The 15,772-nt window shown below is 66.0% G+C and carries 15 protein-coding genes; 8 read left to right on the top strand and 7 right to left on the bottom strand.

Annotated elements, in window-relative coordinates:
• Positions 1-79 precede the first annotated feature (79 nt).
• Positions 80-1,363 carry an LCP family protein gene (locus tag FB562_RS08705; RefSeq protein WP_246081405.1) on the top strand — a complete coding sequence of 428 codons (1,284 nt, stop codon included), beginning with the start codon at positions 80-82 and terminating at the stop codon, positions 1,361-1,363.
• 116 nt (positions 1,364-1,479) lie between these two features.
• Here FB562_RS08705 and FB562_RS08700 read toward each other — a convergent pair whose 3' ends face one another.
• Genes FB562_RS08700 through rfbB form a run of 5 tightly spaced genes read right to left on the bottom strand, consistent with a single transcriptional unit; the run spans position 1,480 to position 5,233 of the window.
• Positions 1,480-2,652, bottom strand: a complete 1,173-nt coding sequence (locus FB562_RS08700) for a glycosyltransferase family 4 protein (RefSeq protein WP_141880744.1) — start codon at positions 2,650-2,652, stop codon at positions 1,480-1,482.
• On the bottom strand, positions 2,649-3,515 hold the full coding sequence (gene rfbD / locus FB562_RS08695; protein WP_141880743.1) for a dTDP-4-dehydrorhamnose reductase: 867 nt from the start codon (positions 3,513-3,515) through the stop codon (positions 2,649-2,651). Before rfbD ends, FB562_RS08700 begins: the two co-directional genes overlap by 4 nt.
• Before the next feature lie 10 nt (positions 3,516-3,525).
• Complete coding sequence (locus tag FB562_RS08690; protein WP_141880742.1) at positions 3,526-3,939, bottom strand: PIN domain-containing protein; 414 nt, start codon at positions 3,937-3,939, stop codon at positions 3,526-3,528.
• Complete coding sequence (locus FB562_RS08685; protein ID WP_141880741.1) at positions 3,936-4,187, bottom strand: type II toxin-antitoxin system Phd/YefM family antitoxin; 252 nt, start codon at positions 4,185-4,187, stop codon at positions 3,936-3,938. The genes FB562_RS08690 and FB562_RS08685 overlap by 4 nt, the downstream gene beginning before the upstream one ends.
• A gap of 50 nt (positions 4,188-4,237) precedes the next feature.
• Positions 4,238-5,233 (bottom strand): dTDP-glucose 4,6-dehydratase, encoded by a 996-nt coding sequence (gene rfbB / locus FB562_RS08680; RefSeq protein WP_141880740.1) that lies wholly within the window; start codon positions 5,231-5,233, stop codon positions 4,238-4,240.
• A gap of 223 nt (positions 5,234-5,456) precedes the next feature.
• Here rfbB and FB562_RS08675 point away from each other — a divergent pair, with 223 nt between their 5' ends.
• From FB562_RS08675 to FB562_RS08665, 3 genes are all read left to right on the top strand, one after another.
• Positions 5,457-7,670, top strand: coding sequence for a cell wall-binding repeat-containing protein (locus tag FB562_RS08675; RefSeq protein WP_141880739.1), 2,214 nt, complete (start codon positions 5,457-5,459; stop codon positions 7,668-7,670).
• Positions 7,671-7,789: 119 nt separating this feature from the next.
• On the top strand, positions 7,790-9,565 hold the full coding sequence (locus FB562_RS08670; protein WP_141880738.1) for a cell wall-binding repeat-containing protein: 1,776 nt from the start codon (positions 7,790-7,792) through the stop codon (positions 9,563-9,565).
• Positions 9,566-9,673: 108 nt separating this feature from the next.
• Positions 9,674-10,588 (top strand): glycosyltransferase domain-containing protein, encoded by a 915-nt coding sequence (locus FB562_RS08665; RefSeq protein WP_141880737.1) that lies wholly within the window; start codon positions 9,674-9,676, stop codon positions 10,586-10,588.
• 11 nt (positions 10,589-10,599) lie between these two features.
• Here FB562_RS08665 and FB562_RS08660 read toward each other — a convergent pair whose 3' ends face one another.
• The gene (locus tag FB562_RS08660; RefSeq protein WP_141880735.1) at positions 10,600-11,562 is read right to left on the bottom strand and encodes a glycosyltransferase family 2 protein; all 963 of its coding nucleotides are present in this window, start codon (positions 11,560-11,562) and stop codon (positions 10,600-10,602) included.
• Positions 11,563-11,639: 77 nt separating this feature from the next.
• Between FB562_RS08660 and FB562_RS08655 the strand changes: the two genes are divergently transcribed.
• The gene (locus tag FB562_RS08655) at positions 11,640-12,251 is read left to right on the top strand and encodes a dTDP-4-dehydrorhamnose 3,5-epimerase family protein (protein WP_141880734.1); all 612 of its coding nucleotides are present in this window, start codon (positions 11,640-11,642) and stop codon (positions 12,249-12,251) included.
• Positions 12,251-13,126 carry a glucose-1-phosphate thymidylyltransferase RfbA gene (gene rfbA, locus FB562_RS08650; RefSeq protein WP_141880732.1) on the top strand — a complete coding sequence of 292 codons (876 nt, stop codon included), beginning with the start codon at positions 12,251-12,253 and terminating at the stop codon, positions 13,124-13,126. The genes FB562_RS08655 and rfbA overlap by 1 nt, the downstream gene beginning before the upstream one ends.
• A gap of 78 nt (positions 13,127-13,204) precedes the next feature.
• On the opposite strand, the gene FB562_RS08645 is transcribed toward rfbA, so the two are convergent.
• Positions 13,205-14,083, bottom strand: a complete 879-nt coding sequence (locus tag FB562_RS08645; RefSeq protein ID WP_141880730.1) for a glycosyltransferase — start codon at positions 14,081-14,083, stop codon at positions 13,205-13,207.
• A 103-nt stretch (positions 14,084-14,186) separates the two neighbouring features.
• Here FB562_RS08645 and FB562_RS08640 point away from each other — a divergent pair, with 103 nt between their 5' ends.
• Together FB562_RS08640 and FB562_RS08635 are read left to right on the top strand one after the other, a co-directional pair.
• The gene (locus tag FB562_RS08640) at positions 14,187-15,023 is read left to right on the top strand and encodes an ABC transporter permease (RefSeq protein WP_141880729.1); all 837 of its coding nucleotides are present in this window, start codon (positions 14,187-14,189) and stop codon (positions 15,021-15,023) included.
• On the top strand, positions 15,020-15,760 hold the full coding sequence (locus FB562_RS08635; protein WP_141880727.1) for an ABC transporter ATP-binding protein: 741 nt from the start codon (positions 15,020-15,022) through the stop codon (positions 15,758-15,760). The genes FB562_RS08640 and FB562_RS08635 overlap by 4 nt, the downstream gene beginning before the upstream one ends.
• Positions 15,761-15,772: the final 12 nt, after the last annotated feature.

Below are 15,772 nucleotides of genomic sequence, written 5' to 3'. Positions count from 1 at the left end.
TGGCGCTGAGTCAGATCGTGAGCCTGCTGTGAGTGCTTCTTCGCCGGTGAGGCACCCGGATACGTCGTCGCGGGGTCTGATGACGAAGCGCGCCTGGTGGCTTGTGGTGTTGAATCTGTTCATCCCGGGCACGGCGCAGATGCTGGCGGGCAACCGCAGGCTGGGCCGTTTCGGCGTGTCGGCGACGTTCTTGTTGTGGGCGCTGCTGCTGGTGGCGTTGCTGGTGTTTCTGCTGAATCGCACTTTGCTGATCATGGCGGCGACGAACCCGATCGTGTTGACGGTGGTTCAGGTGCTGCTGTCCGCCTATGCGGTGCTGTGGGTGGTGTTGACGCTTGACGCTCTGCGTCTGGTGCGTCTGGTGCGGGCGAGTTCGGGTGCGCGTCCGTTCATCGCCGGGCTGGCCGTTGTGGCGTTGGTGGCGGTTGCGGGTGGTGCGGCGTATGCGGGGCACCTTGCGGGGGTGACCCGTGACACGATTTCGTCGGTGTTCGACAGCGGCGACTATGCGGAGCCGATCGATGGCCGCTACAACATCATGCTTCTGGGCGGCGATGCCGGCCCGGACCGGATGGGTCTGCGGCCCGACAGTATCTCGGTGGTGAGTGTCGACGCCGAGACGGGCTCGACGACGATCGTCGGCCTTCCGCGCAATCTGGAGCATGCCACCTTCTCGGCCGGGTCGCCCCTGTTCGATGTGTGGCCGACCGGTTACGACTGCGGCGATGAGTGCCTGCTCGGCTACCTGTACACGGTGGGCATGGAGAATTCGGATCTGTACCCGGATGCTGAGGCGCACGGCAGTAATGCGGGCGTCGAGGCGATGCGCGATGCGGTCGAGGGTGTGACGGGTCTGACGATGCAGTACTACGTGCTGATCGACATGCAGGGTTTCTCTGATCTGGTGGATGCGCTGGGCGGCATCGATGTGACGGTTCCGGAGCGTCTCGCCTACGGCCCGGTGACGGCCACCGAACCGTACGGCTATTTCGAGGCCGGCCCGCAGCATATGGGTGGCGAGTCGGCGCTCTGGTATGCGCGCTCACGGTTCGATGGCAATGACTTCGAGCGGATGGCGCGCCAGCGTCAGGTGCAGGAGGCGATCATCGCGCAGGTGGATCCGGCGAATGTGGTGACGAAGTTCGAGGCGGTCGCGAATGCGGGCGCGCAGGTGGTGAAGACGGACATCCCGCAGGTGATGTTGGGCCTGTTCGTGGATATGGCGTCGAAGGCGCGGGGGTTGCCGTTGAACACGGTGGAGATCGCACCTCCGGATGTCGACACGGCCAACCCCGATTTCGAGGTCATCCATTCGATGGTGCAGGGCGCCCTGCTGAGCCCCTCGGCCCCGCCCGCGCAGTAGCGCCGCCGCCGCTGGTCGAGGTGCCCCGCCACCACCACCTGCTGGTCGAGGTGTCGCCGTCTACGGCGACAGTCTCGAGACCGGCCCCCGACGAAACCAAGTGAAGCCGCGACCCACTACAGGTCCGCGTGCAGCTGCCACACTTTCTGTGCTGAGTCGGCCCAGCTGAATGCTTTGGCCCGGTCGAGTCCTTGGTAGCGCAGCCGTTCGGCCAGGCCCGGCTCGGTCACGACGGAGTTGATCACCTGGGCGAGCCGCCGCGGGTAGGCATCCGGGTTTTCGTGGGGGACGGCGATTCCGGCGCCTGCGGCGACTTCGACGAGTGATGCCGTGTCGGCGTGCACGACGGGGGTTCCGAGGCTGAAGGCTTCGACGATGGAGAGGCCGAAGCCTTCGGCAACGCTCGGGTAGGCGAACACGGTGGCCCGGTCGAGTATGACGGCGAGGTCGGCGTCGTCGAGGTAGCCGAGGGTGCGGACGCGGCCGGTGGGCAGCCCTGCTTCGGCGGCGACCGCTTGTGCGTCACGGCCGCCCCATGCCGTGGGGCCGGTGATGAGGAGCGGCAGGTCGACGGAGTCGGCTTCGCTGAGGGATGCGATGAGCGCGTCGAGTCGCTTGCGCGGTTCGAGGGTGCCGGTTGTGAGGATGTACTGCTCGGGCAGGCCGAGTTTTTCGGCGCGAGCGTCGGCGTCGACGGGCAGTTTCAGTTTGGAGCTGACGGCGCCGCCGATGACTCGGATGCGGTCTCCGAAGTCCATTATTTCGTTGAGCAGGTTCGCGACGGCGTGGGTGGGGGTGACGACGGCGTCGGCGTAGCGGTGGGCGCGCTTGACCATCGATTTGTAGAGCGCGGCGCGGCCGGGGCTGAGGGCTCCCGGATGCGTCCAGGGCGCGATGTCGTGCACGGTGACGACGGTCTGGTTGCCGATTTCGTTGAGGCGGTCGTGCCTGCCGAGCGGGGCGAGGGGTGTGGTGGAGTGCACCATGGCTTTGGCCCTGCGCCAGGTGCCGTCTGCTGTTCGTCCGGGGAGGGCGGTGAGCCCTGCGCGCCAGGCGAGGGCGAGTTCGCGCCGCGGGAGGGGCATCCGGATCAGTTCTGTCATGCCGGGCAGGAGGGTCTCGAGGCGGTCGTGGTCGTCGTCGACGGTCGCTGAGACGATGCCGGTGACGTCGCAGCCGGGGGGTGCTGTCTCGATGAGCTTGCGGGTGAGCTCTTCGGTGTATCGCCCGATGCCGCCCGGCACGGGGGCGACGATCGGGTCGACGATGACACGGAGGGTTGTGCTCATGGGGTCACCGCGGGGGTGTAGTCGGCTGCGGAGAGTGCTTCGGCGAGGGCGGGGCGCCAGTCGCGCAGGGGGGTGAGCCCGGCGGCGGCCCAGGCGTCGTGGCCGAGTACCGAGTAGGCGGGCCGGGGGGCGGGGCGCACGAATGAGGCGCTGTCGGTGGGGGCCACGCGTTCGGCGTCGAGGCCGCTGAGGGTGAAGATCTCGCGCGTGAAGTCGTACCAGCTGGCCTGGCCGCTGTTGGTGCCGTGGTAGATGCCGGCGGGCGCATCCGAGTCGATGAGGGCGACGATCTGGCGCGCCAGGTCGAGCGTCCAGGTGGGCTGGCCGATCTGGTCGGTGACGACGCTGACGGTGTCGTGGCTGCCGGCGAGGCGCAGCATGGTCTTGACGAAGTTGGGGCCGTGCGCGCCGTAGAGCCAAGCGGTGCGCACGATGTAGGTGCCGTCGGGGTTGGCGGTCTGGGCGAGTCTCTCGCCGTCGGCTTTGGTGCGGCCGTAGGCGGAGACGGGCCCGAGCGGCGTGTTCTCGGCGTAGGGGGTGGTGGCGGTGCCGTCGAAGACGTAATCGGTGGAGACCTGCACGAGGCGGGCGCCGTTCTCGGCTGCCGCGGTGGCGAGGTTGCCTGCGCCGGTGGCGTTGACGGCGTGGGCCGCGTCTTCGTTGCTTTCGGCGTCGTCGACCTTGGTGTACGCGGCGGCGTTGACGATCACGTCATGGTCGGCGGATGCTGCGCGCACGGCGTCGAGGTCGGTCACGTCGAGCGCGTCCCGCCCGAGGGCGGTCACGTCGTGCGTGGTGTCGGCGAGCACGGCCTGCAGGTCGTGGCCGAGCATGCCGTTCGCTCCGGTGATGAGGATCTTCATGGTGCGGTTCCTAGACTTTGATGACGGCGGGGCCGCCGAGTTCGTGGATGAGGTCGAAGTCGTCATCCTGTGTGATGACGGGCAGGTCGTGGGCGAGCGCGATGGCTGCGATCCAGAGGTCGTTGACGTTGGCTCGCCGTCCCGCAGCGCTGACGGCCTGCCGAAGGCGACCCCAGTGTGCGGCGGCGTCGCCGTCGACCTGCAGCGTGACGAGGCCGGCGATCGAGTCGAGGGTGGACAGCCTGACCGCGCGTACGTCCGAGGCCTGTGCGGCATGCACTCCGGCGTACAGCTCGCCTCGGGTGATCACCGAGACGTACTGCTCCAGGGGCAGTGCCCCGTGGTCGAGGTCTCGGTGTTGTTCGACGGCGATGAAAACGCTCGTGTCAAGCAGTCCCTGTCGCACGGAGAGGGCCGCCGTCATTCGATCGGGCCGAGGTCGTCGGTCGTGTCGTCCCAGGTGTCGTGGGGGTGCGGTTCACGAACCGGGTGTTTCGGGCGCATCGCGAGCAGATCGTCGACGGTGAGGAACTTCTTCAAGGATGGCTTCACCGCGGTCAGGGTGGCCGCGGGCACGCCGTTGACGGTGATGACCACCTCTTCGCCCCGTCGGGCGCGCTCGATGACGTCTGCCGTGTGATTGCGCAGCTCGCGAACGGGAACCTGGGTCATACCCTCAGTGTAGCCGCGCGTAGCACGTCCCCCAAGCGGGGGTGTTGGGGCTACTGCCCCTGCGCCTTGTAGCGGGCCTCGGTCGCATCCTTCTGCGGTGCCCACCAGGCTTCGTTGTCGCGGTACCAGGCGACGGTGTCGGCGAGGCCGGCTTCGAAGTCGGCGTACTGGGGCTCCCAGCCGAGCTCGGTGCGCAGGCGGGTGGAGTCGATTGCGTAGCGCAGGTCGTGCCCGGGCCGGTCGGTGACGTGGTCGTAGGCGTCGGAGGGCTGGCCGAGCGTGCTGAGGATGAGCTCGACGACGTCTTTGTTGTTCTTCTCTCCGTCGGCACCGATGAGGTAGGTCTCGCCGATGACACCCTTCTCGAGCACGGTGAGCACGGCGGAGGAGTGGTCGTTGGCGTGGATCCAGTCGCGCACGTTCTCGCCGCTGCCGTACAGCTTGGGGCGCTCGCCGCGCAGAACGTTGGTGATCTGACGCGGGATGAACTTCTCGACGTGCTGGTAGGGCCCGTAGTTGTTCGAGCAGTTGGAGATGGTGGCTTTTACTCCGAAGGAGCGCACCCAGGCGCGCACGAGCAGGTCGCTGCCGGCTTTCGTGGAGGAGTAGGGGCTCGATGGGTTGTAGGGCGTGGTCTCGGTGAAACGTGCCGGGTCGTCGAGCTCGAGGTCACCATAGACCTCGTCGGTGGAGATGTGGTGGAAGCGGATGTCGTGCTTGCGTGCCGCCTCGAGCAGCGTGTAGGTGCCGATGATGTTGGTCTCGAGGAAGGGTCGCGGGTCGTCGAGGGAGTTGTCGTTGTGACTTTCGGCGGCGTAATGCACTACGGCGTCGTGGCGGGCGAAGAGTTCGTTGACGAGGGGCGCGTCGGTGATGTCGCCCTTGACGAACTCGTAGCGCTCGGCGGGCAGCCCCTCGAGTGAGGCGAGGTTGCCCGCGTAGGTGAGCGAGTCGAGCACGGTGACGCTGTGGTCGGTTTCGGCGAGCACGTAGTGCACGAAGTTCGAGCCGATGAAGCCGGCGCCGCCGGTGACGAGGATTCTCATGAGGAGTTGTTCTGCTTTCGCTTGCCGATATGCCGCACAAAGCTTATCGCGATCGTCTCTGGGAGCTGCCGGAGCCCTCTCTGGCCTGTGAATTGTGACGTCCCACGCTTCGGGGGCTACCGGCGATACCGACTTGATGTCACAGTGACCTTGTCGATGAGCATCTCTCCCCTCACTGGGCGGCCGCTCTCATCCCTTTCGGACCAACAGTTAAGGAACCGCCATGATGCTCTCCCCGGCCGGCGACAGGAGAAGCGCACGCGCGGCCGCACGCGCCGCAGTCATGCTGGTGGCGGGGGCGCTCGTTCTCCCTCTTCTGGTCGCGGTGGCGCCGGCGGAGTCTGCGGAGGGCACTGCGGGGGGTGCTGCGACGCAGGCGGCCCCTGTGGCTCAGGCCGAGGCATCCGCTGATCGGGTGTCGTACGGCGACGACATGGTCGACCCGTCCGCACTCCTCGAGGCGGGCGAGGAGTATGTGCCGCGCGCTGAGAGCCCTTTTCGTGAGCGAATTGTCCGCGGGCATTTCGCCGATGTCGCGGTGGTCGCGCCGCGGGGTTCCATCGGGGGTTCCGGCTTCGTCTCGGATGCTCGCGTGAACGAGATCGTCGCGGGGGTCGCGAATTTCTGGACGACGCAGTCGAACGGTCAGGTCACGTCTCTCACGCGTGACACGCCTATCCGTCGTTTCACATCGGCGTACTCCTGTAGCCAGACTATGGAGATCTGGAGTGCGATGGCCGCGGAGTTCGGGCAGCGCGCCGTCGACTATGTGTCGCGAGACTCTCGACACCTGATCGTTTTGGTGCCGAAGGGCTGCGGCTCGGTTGGTCTGGGCACCGTCGGAGTAGTCCCCGGCGAAACGAGCGCGGGTAACGGCGGCCTCGTCTGGGCAACCTTGGATGGCATCACCGATGTCGACACGGTGGCGCACGAGCTCGGGCACAATCTGGGGCTCAATCATTCGAACGTCCACTACTGCCACGACGCGATGACCTCGGAGGGGCGACTCATTGCGCCCCCGAGCACCTTCGCCCCGGGCTGTGTTGATGTGGAGTACGACGACTCCTACGACATCATGGGCGGTGGCATCATCGTCAACGGCAAGGGCAACACCCAACCGCCTGCGCTCAATGTGACGCACAAGCAGCTTCTCGACGCTGTGGCTTCGGACGAGCTGAGGTCGGTGAACCAAACGACAACGGTGACGCTGAACTCGACCGGCACGAGCGGCCTGCGGGCCCTTTCCATCATCGACCCGCGTACGGGGCAGCGGTATTTCGTCGATTTCAGGGGTGGTGCGGGAACGGATGCGGCGGCTCTCTACGCTTCGGGCGCACTCGACTTCTGGGGTGCTGGCAAGGGGGTGCGTGTTCTCACGATGCGGTCGGATCAGTCATCTGTCGTCCTCTCGCGGCCGGGTGATGGCCCGCTGGTGTCGGTGGCGGGGGAATCCTGGGAGTCGCAGTCCAGGGGGCTGAAGGTTCGGGTGGACAGCACGACGGCCACGACGGCCACCCTGACGGTGACGCTCGACAGCTTCACCTCACGTGTCTCGGGCGTCGACCGTTATTCGACGGCTCTCGCGATCGCCGAGGCGGGCTATCCGAGCACGGCCCCGATCGTCTATGTGGCAACGGGCGTCAATTTTCCGGATGCCCTGGCGGCGGCCCCTGCGGCGGCGGTGAAGGGCGGCCCGCTGCTGTTGACCCTCCCCGAGCAGCTCCCCGCGACGGTTGCGGCGAAGATCAAGCGACTCGCCCCGGCGAAGATCGTCGTCGTGGGAGGGCCGAATGCGGTGTCGAACACGGTGCTCGCCCAGCTGAAGGCGATCCAGTCGAACACGGTGCGGCTGTCGGGCGTCGATCGTTTTGCGACGGCTCGCGCGATTGTGGAGGACGCGTTCCCAAGGTCGACGGATGCCTACATCGCGACGGGCCGCAACTATCCGGATGCGCTCGCCGCGGCGGCAGCGGCAGGGGCTCAGGCCCGGCCGGTCGTGTTGGTCGACGGCAATGCTCCGGCCATCGACCCGTCGTCGCTGGCGCTCCTCAGAAAGCTGGGGGTCGTGCGGGCCACGGTCGTCGGCGGCACAAGCGTCGTGTCGTCAGGGATGCAGGCGTCGTTGACGAACTCCGGTGTCGCGGTGACGCGGCGCGGCGGCGTCGACCGCTTCCAGACGGCCCAACTCGTCAACGAGTCGGCGTTCGCGACGACGGGCGCGACCGAGGCGTTCTTCGCGACCGGCTACCAGTTCCCGGACGCGCTCGCCGGTGCGGCGCTCGCGGGTGCGCGCAAGGCACCCCTCTACCTGGTGCCGGCCACCTGCGTGCCCTCCGCTGCCGCGAATGGGATGACGAAGCTGGGGGTCGTAGGCGCGACCCTGCTGGGCGGCGTGAACGCCCTCGGCGACGGGGTCGCCATGATGAAACTCTGCTGAGGTGTGCTCCCACAGGATCACCATGGTTGACACGCTTGGTTGACACGCCCGTGGGGCATGGACTATCGGGGCAGACTGGTTAGTATCGTTCTCGGCGGAAGCCGGATCGGGGTACAGGCATGCTGCAGGTTGCGGGAGCGAAGAATCGACGCCAGAGTCGGCAGCGGGGAGGCTTCGCACGCCTTGCGACGGTTGTCATCGCAGCCGTCGTCGCGACCATCGGGCTCGTCGCCGCGCAGCCGCCGCAGTCTGCGGCCGCGCTCAACCCCGCAGATTTCCAGCCGGGGTACATCATCGATGACGCGAAGTTCTTCGACGGCAACGCGATGTCGGAGGCGGCGATCCAGGCCTTCCTGAACTCGCAGGTGGCAGCGTGCCAGAACGACCGCTGCCTGATCAATGGCGGATTCCCTTCTTATGACAAGCCGCGGAGTGCGATGAACAGCGGGGCAGAGATCTGTGCCCCCTACGACAACCCTCGTGCCGACGGACAGATGGAGCTTGCGGCCGCCATCATCTACAAGGCTCAGAAGGCATGCGGAATCAGCGCCAAAGTCCTTCTGGTCACGCTGCAGAAGGAGCAGGCACTCATCACGAGTGCGGCTCCTGGAATCGCAGCCCTGAACAGAGCCATGGGGTATGCCTGCCCGGATACCGCGCCGTGCGCTCCAACGACGCTCGGATTCTTCAATCAGGTGTACAAGGCTGCCTGGCAGTTCAAGGTCTACAAGCTCGACAACAGCTACTTCAGGTACAACCTCGGCCCTGAGACGATTCAGTGGCATCCGAATGCAGCGTGCGGGAGCACCGTCGTTGACATCAAGAACTATGCGACTGCGGCGCTCTACAACTACACCCCGTACCAGCCGAACGCTGCCGCAATGGCCAGTTACCCGAGGACTGGCGACGGGTGCTCGTCCTACGGCAACCGCAATTTCTGGTTCTTGTACAACAACTGGTTCGGCCCAACGGTCGGCCCGATCATCCCCACGGAGCGTGTGAGCACGAGCGATCGGTACAACACGGCGCTGGACATTTCGAAGCGATACTTCAGTCCGGGGGTGCCGGCCGTCTATGTCGCGAACGGCGAGAACTTCCCGGATGCGCTGAGCGCCGTCCCCGTGGCCGCCGCCCAGGGCGCGCCGCTGCTGCTGGTGAGCGGGTCGACGGCTGCGGCGTCGATCGTGAACGAGATCGTGCGTCTGAAGCCGGCGAAGATCGTCGTCGTCGGAGGGCCGTCGGCGATCCCCGATTCCGTCGTCGCACAGGTGAAGGCTGCGCTGCCGACGGCCGCGCTCAGCCGGGCGACGGGGGTCGACCGCTATCAGACTTCGATCCAGGTGGGCGAGGCCCTCGGAGCGATGAAGTCCGGCAGGGCATACATCGCGACGGGTGCCAACTACCCTGACGCTCTCTCGGCGGCGGCGGCGGCCGGATACCAGGATGCCCCGCTCCTCCTGGTCGACGGGGCCGCGTCTGTCGTGCACCCGGCGATCGCGGATGCGCTGGCTCGCTGGGGCGTGACGAGCGTCACGATCGTGGGTGGTCCGAATGCGGTCTCGGCTGCGATGCAGGCGTCGATCGACGCGCTGCCGAACGTGTCGATCGCCGCACGCCATTCGGGGTCGGACCGCTACGACACCTCCGTGAAGGTCAATTCGGCGGTCTTCGGCTCGTTCCCCAGCGCATTCGTCGCAACGGGTGCGAATTTCGCCGACGGCCTCACGGGTGGCGCGGTCGCCGGCCGCGACGGCACACCGCTGTATCTCTCGCTGCCCGACTGCGCGCCGCGGGGGATGATCTCCCACATGCAGGCGGGCGGCGCCACAAAGGCGATCCTCCTGGGCGGCACGGCAGCGCTGAGCGACCGCGTTCTGAACCTGATTCCCTGCTGATCCCGGCCTTCGAGCATCCGCATGGAAGCCCTTTCAGGGGGTGCCGTTGCCTTGCCCACTGCGCGCGGCTCTCAGTAAGCTGCCAGAAACCGTTGAGAGGACGATGACGTGACTTCGGTAGCTCCGCGACGCGTGGTCTATTCGGCGCTCATGGGGCAGTACGAGAAGCTCAACGAGCAGCCCGTCGCCCGCGAGACCGACATCGACTTCATCTGCTTCACCGACGATCCCGAGCTCACCAGTGAGACGTGGCAGATCCGACTGGTCGAACCTCGCCTGCCGATGGACAGCATCCGCAGCGCCCGGTATTTCAAGACCCGCGGGTTCATGCTGCTCGGCGACTACGACGAATCGCTCTGGATCGACAACAGTGTGCGGCTGCGGTCGACGCCCGACGCGATCCTGGATGCGTGGTTGGCGGATGCCGATATCGCCATCCCGCAGCACAGCTTTCGCAAGACGGTGATCGGCGAGTTCGACACGGTCGCAACCGATGGTTACGACGACCCGGCGCGCGTCTACGAGCAGCTCATCCACTATTCGTCGCTGCGGCCCGAGTCGCTGCAGGAGCTTCCGTACTGGACGGCCCTGCTGGCCCGCCGCCACACGCCTGAGGTTGATGCGGCCATGTCGCTGTGGAGCGACCACATCATGCGCTATTCGCGCCGCGACCAGCTGTCGATCAACTTCGTGCTCGGCAGTGCGGGTCTCCCCGTGACCGCCATCGGCATCGACAACCTGAGCTCCGAGTGGCACGAGTGGCCGGTGCGCGCCGACCGAAAATGGCACGTCACCCAGGATCGTCTGGCGAACGCGCTTCGGGTGCCGAGCGTCGAGCTCGGCAAGCTCGAGAACGATCTGCGACTGATGAAGGAACAGATCGGCGCAGTCGAGACGATGCACACGGATGTGCTGGAGGCTCGCGAGAACGAGCTGCACCACCTGTACCGTTCGACGCTGTCGTGGCGGCTGATGGCCCCACTGCGCGCCGTGTCGACCTGGATGGGTCGCGGCCGCAGGTAGCAGCGAGTGCGTCAGTCGTGCCGCAGCGGAACGTGCTCCGGATGCTGCAGCCAGCTGAAGAACTGCTCCTTGCGGTCGAAGATGGCGTGCCCCTGGTCGAGTTCACTCAGCACGAACTCGACGGGCGTGGCCACCATCTGCAGCGGCCAGCCGTTGCGCGTGCCGTAGTGGCTCATCCACATGTCCTCCATGAAGAGGAACTGCTGGGGGATGGCGGTGAAGAAGCGGTCGTCGTCGACGAGGGCGGAGTCCACGATGCTGCCGCCGGTGCCCACGTGGTCGGCGCGGTCGCCGGTGCTGACCAGCTGTGTGCGGTTCCAGTAGGCGCCGTCGTTGGTCCACGCCCACAGGCCTGAGATGGAGCGGGGGGTGTAGGCAGCGAGCAGGTCTGCGACGAAGCCGCGGCCGACGTTCTCGTCGTCGTCGAGCATGATGAATGGCCCGCTGTAGCCTCGCCGCAGCAGCTCCCGGGCCGCGACGAATCGGGCCATCCCTCCGATGTTGGTGGGCGAGGTGAAATATTCGACGCTTGCGAGCGCGCCGCTGGCGGTGTACCCCTCGATCGCTGCCCTGTAGCGGCTGTCATCGGCGGGCTGGTTGTTCCACAGCACAAGCCGCAGGGGCCGCTCGGCCTGCTGCGCGTCGATGATCCGCAGCACGTCGTCGATGCGGTCGGGCCTGTTCCAGAGGCAGACGACTATGGCGACAGAATCGGGGGAGGGCCTGCCCAGCAGCTCATCGAAGCCGACGCGCGACGCGAGCAGCGATGCGTAGCCGCGAGCCAGCCTTCTTCGGCGCGGGGCATCCGCCAACCACTGTGCGCCTGCCGCGACTCCGCTGCCGGCAGCTGCGGTTGCCGTGCCTGCGGCGCGTGCCCTGCGGCGGGCGGCACCGGCAAGCCTGAGGCTCGCGCGCGCGGGCCGCTCCAGCCTCAGACGGCGTGCGATGGCGGCGACTTTCTGGCGAAGGGGCATGGGCACCTTTCATGGTCGGACTCCGCATCCCATCATGCCCGAGGGAGCGTCGAGGATGGCCTTGCTAGACTCCCGATGTGCAAATCCGTGAGCTTTCTATTCCGGACTCCTACGAGATCACTCCCAAGCAGTTGGGCGACGACCGTGGCGTCTTCCTCGAGTGGTACCGATTCGACAAGCTGGGGGAGGCCATCGGGCACCCGCTTGACCTTCGGCAGGCCAACACCTCGATCTCGAAGCGCGGCGTCGTCCGTGGCATCCATTTCGCGGATGTTCCCCGCGGGCAGGCAAAATATGTCACGGTCACCCACGGTGCCGTGCTCGACTTCGTGATCGACATCCGTGTCGGCTCGCCGACGTTCGGCCAGTGGGATTCTGTGCTGCTCGACACGACGGACCGTCGGGCGATCTACATCGCCGAGGGGCTCGGCCACGCCTTCGTCGCGCTGACCGACGACGCAACGGTGAGCTACCTCGTCAGCGACGTCTACAACGCGCCGGCCGAGCACGGCATCAACCCGCTCGATGAGGCTGTCGGGCTGGTGTTCCCGCCCGAGGCGGGCGAACTGTTGCTGTCGCCGAAGGACACGGATGCTCCGGGTCTTCATGAGGCGGCCGAGAGCGGCCTGCTGCCGCGCTTTGACGATGTGCGGGCCTTCTACGACTCGCTGGATGGGAGGGCCGGCTGATGCGCGGCATCATTCTGGCCGGAGGTTCCGGCTCGCGACTGTGGCCGATCACTCAGGGCATCTCGAAGCAGCTGATGCCCATCTACGACAAGCCGATGATCTACTACCCCCTGTCGACGCTGATGATGGCGGGCATCGACGAGATCCTGGTGATCACGACCCCCGAGTACAACTCGCAGTTCCGTGCGCTGCTCGGCGACGGCAGCCGCCTCGGCATCAGCATCGAGTACGCCGTTCAGCCTTCGCCCGATGGGCTGGCGCAGGCGTTCATCATCGGTGAGGACTTCATCGGCGACGACAGTGTTGCGCTCGTGCTCGGTGACAACATCTTCCACGGCGCCGGGCTCGGCTCGGCGCTGCGCCAGCACGGCGAGATCGAGGGCGGGCTCATCTTCGCCTACCAGGTGGCCGACCCGGCCGCCTACGGCGTGGTCGAGTTCGACGATGACATGGCCGCTGTCTCCATCGAGGAGAAGCCGGCGAAGCCGAAAAGCAACTATGCGGTTCCCGGCCTCTACTTCTACGACAACTCGGTTGTCGAGATCGCCAAGTCGATCGAGCCGAGCGCTCGTGGCGAGCTGGAGATCTCGACCGTCAACGAGCGCTACCTCAACGAGGGCAGGCTGCGCGTGCAGGTGCTCGACCGGGGCACCGCGTGGCTCGACACGGGCACGTTCGAGTCGATGATGCAGGCATCCGAGTATGTGCGCGTGATCGAGGACCGTCAGGGCTTCAAGATCGGCTGCATCGAGGAGATCGCCTGGCGTGCGGGCTGGGTCAGTGATGAGCAGCTGGCCGAACTGGCGGCCCCGCTCGAGAAGAGCGGCTATGGCGCATACCTGCAGCGCCTGCTCGCGGCGAAAGCCGCCCGCTAAGGTTCTGCGCCTCCGGTGTGAGGTCAGGAGCGCGACCGCTGCGTCGGCATGCGCCGCAGGATCTGTAACTGACGTCGGTCAGCTGTTGCGGCGTGCCCGGCGGCCTTCGATGAAGGCGCGCGCGGCGAGGCCTGTGCGCAGTGCGACGCGCACGGGCCAGAGCAGCGGGCCCGTGTACTTTCGCGACAGGAACCGGCTGGCGCTCTTGTGGTGCTCGCGCAGCATCCGCTCTGATGTCTCTGCGGTGGAGTGTGCCCCCGTGTGCACGACCCGGGAGTTGGGCCGGTAGACGTTGCGGTAACCGGCTTTGCCGAGTCGTGACCCGAGGTCGACGTCTTCGAAGTACATGAAGTAGCTCTCGTCGAATCCGCCGAGCCTGTCGAGGGCTTCGCGTCGCACCAGAACGCAGGCGCCGGAGAGCCAGCCGGCGTCGCGCGCGCTTTCGTCCCACTCGTTGCGGTATGCCCTGCTCCACCGGTTACTCGGCCACAGGTTGGCGAAGAGTGCATGGCCGACGCCCATCCGCAGTGACGGCACGCGCCGGGCCGACGGGTAGAGCTCGCCCTCCGCGGTGAGGATGGCTGGGCCGACCGATCCGATCCGCTCGTCTTCGTTCGCGGCGTCGAGCAGCGCATCGATGGAGCCTTCACCGAGGATCACGTCGGGGTTGCTGACGAGCACCCAGCGGATGCCCGGGTCAAGCTTTTCGACGGCCCGGTTCACGGCGCCGCCGTAGCCCGGATTGTCGGCCAGCGGAACATACTCGGCGCCGTGGGCGGTGGCGAGGGCGGTGACGCCGCCGTCGACGGAGGGCTTGTTGTCGGCGATGACCAGCTGGTACGAGCGTCGCGTCGAGGGGGCCACCGAATCGAGGAAGGCGGGGAGCACCCGTTCGGATCCGAAGCTGACGGTGACGATGCCCAGCGTGGGCGACTCGTGCTCGGATGAATTGTTCATTGAGGCTCTGATCTTACCGTTCCCGTGCTGTCAGGATCTGTCAGGCAGTTCTGCGCTAGATTGGTCTCCGGCTGTCTGCCTGTCGCCCATCCAGTGAGGCTCGATGCATTATCTGAAGGAATTCCTCTCCGCCCGAGAGCTCCTTGCAAACCTCACTCTTCGCGAAGTCAAGGGCAAGTACAAGAGAACAGTCTTCGGACAGCTGTGGTCTCTGGTCAACCCGCTCGCGGTGATGCTCGTCTACACGCTTGTCTTTGGCATCCTGTTCCAGCTGCCGCCTCAGATCGGTGACCCCAGCGGTATCGAGTACTACGCGCTCTGGCTGCTCTGCGGCCTCCTCCCGTGGCTGTTCTTCGCCGGGGTACTCAACGCGGGAACGTCGGTGCTCGTCGGCAACGCCGGGCTCATCCAGAAGGTCTACTTTCCGCGGGCTGTGCTGCCTCTCTCTGTTGTCGGGGCGGTCGGTTTCAACTGGCTGTTCGAGATGGCTGTTCTTGCGATCGTTCTGAGCATCGCGGGTGCCTTTGTGCTGCCGTGGCTGCCCCTCGTGGTCGTGACGATGCTGCTGTTGGCGCTGTTCGCATCCGGTATCGCGTTGTTGCTCTCCATCGCCAACGTCTATTTCAGGGACACGGAGCATCTTCTCTCCATTGCGATGCAGATGTGGATGTATCTGACGCCCATCATCTACCCGGTGTCACTCGTCGAGGTGCAGTCGGAGAAGCTCGGCGGTCTGCTGGGCACTCCGGTGACCATTCTGGACATCTACCTGCTGAATCCGATGGCCAGCTTCGTGGGCGTCTTCCGCAGCCTGCTCTACGACAACAGGCTGCCGGATGGCGCCGAGATGCTCACCTGCGCGATCTGGGCGGTCGGCGTGTTCGCGATCGGCTTGGCGGTCTTCGCCCGTAAGGAGAAGGGCCTGGCTGAGGCACTATGACCGATATCGCCGTCAACATCACCGATGTCAGCAAGAAGTTTCGTCTCTATCATGAGCGCAACCAGACGCTGAAGGCCGCCATCATGCGGGGGCGCACCTCCGTGCACGAGGACTTCTGGGCACTCAACGATGTCTCGTTCGATGTGCCGCGCGGCTCCACCTTCGGCCTCATCGGCAGCAACGGTTCGGGCAAGTCGACGCTGCTCAAGTGTCTGGCCAAGATCTACACACCCGATCGCGGCAGCATCACGCACAACGGCAAGATGGCGGCGCTTCTCGAGGTGGGCTCCGGCTTTCACCACGAGCTGTCGGGTCGCGAGAACATCTACCTGAACGGTTCGATCCTGGGGATGTCCAAGAAGGAGATCGACAGGAAGTACGACGAGATCGTCGAGTTCTCTGGGGTCGAGCGTTTCATCGATCAGCCGGTCAAGAACTACTCCTCGGGCATGTATGTGCGTCTGGGTTTCTCGGTGGCGATCCATGTCGAGCCGGACATCCTGGTCGTCGACGAGGTTCTGGCCGTCGGTGACGCCGAGTTCCAGGAGAAGTGCTTCAAGAAGTTCCGTGACCTGAAGACGAACGGCAAGACGGTCATCCTGGTCAGCCATGCCATGTCGACGGTTCTCGACATGTGTGACCATGCGGCGTGGCTGAGCAAGGGCGAACTGATGATGGCCGGGCCCGTCAAGGAGACGGTCGACGCCTACAAGAGCTCGCTCAACCTCGGAGAGTAGTCGAGCAGCCGG

Origin of the sequence: Homoserinimonas aerilata (assembly GCF_006716125.1) — a bacterium.
Classification (GTDB): Bacteria; Actinomycetota; Actinomycetes; order Actinomycetales; family Microbacteriaceae; genus Homoserinimonas; species Homoserinimonas aerilata.
Note: the sequence above shows the minus strand (reverse complement) of the source record. Positions and strands in the feature narration are given on the sequence as shown.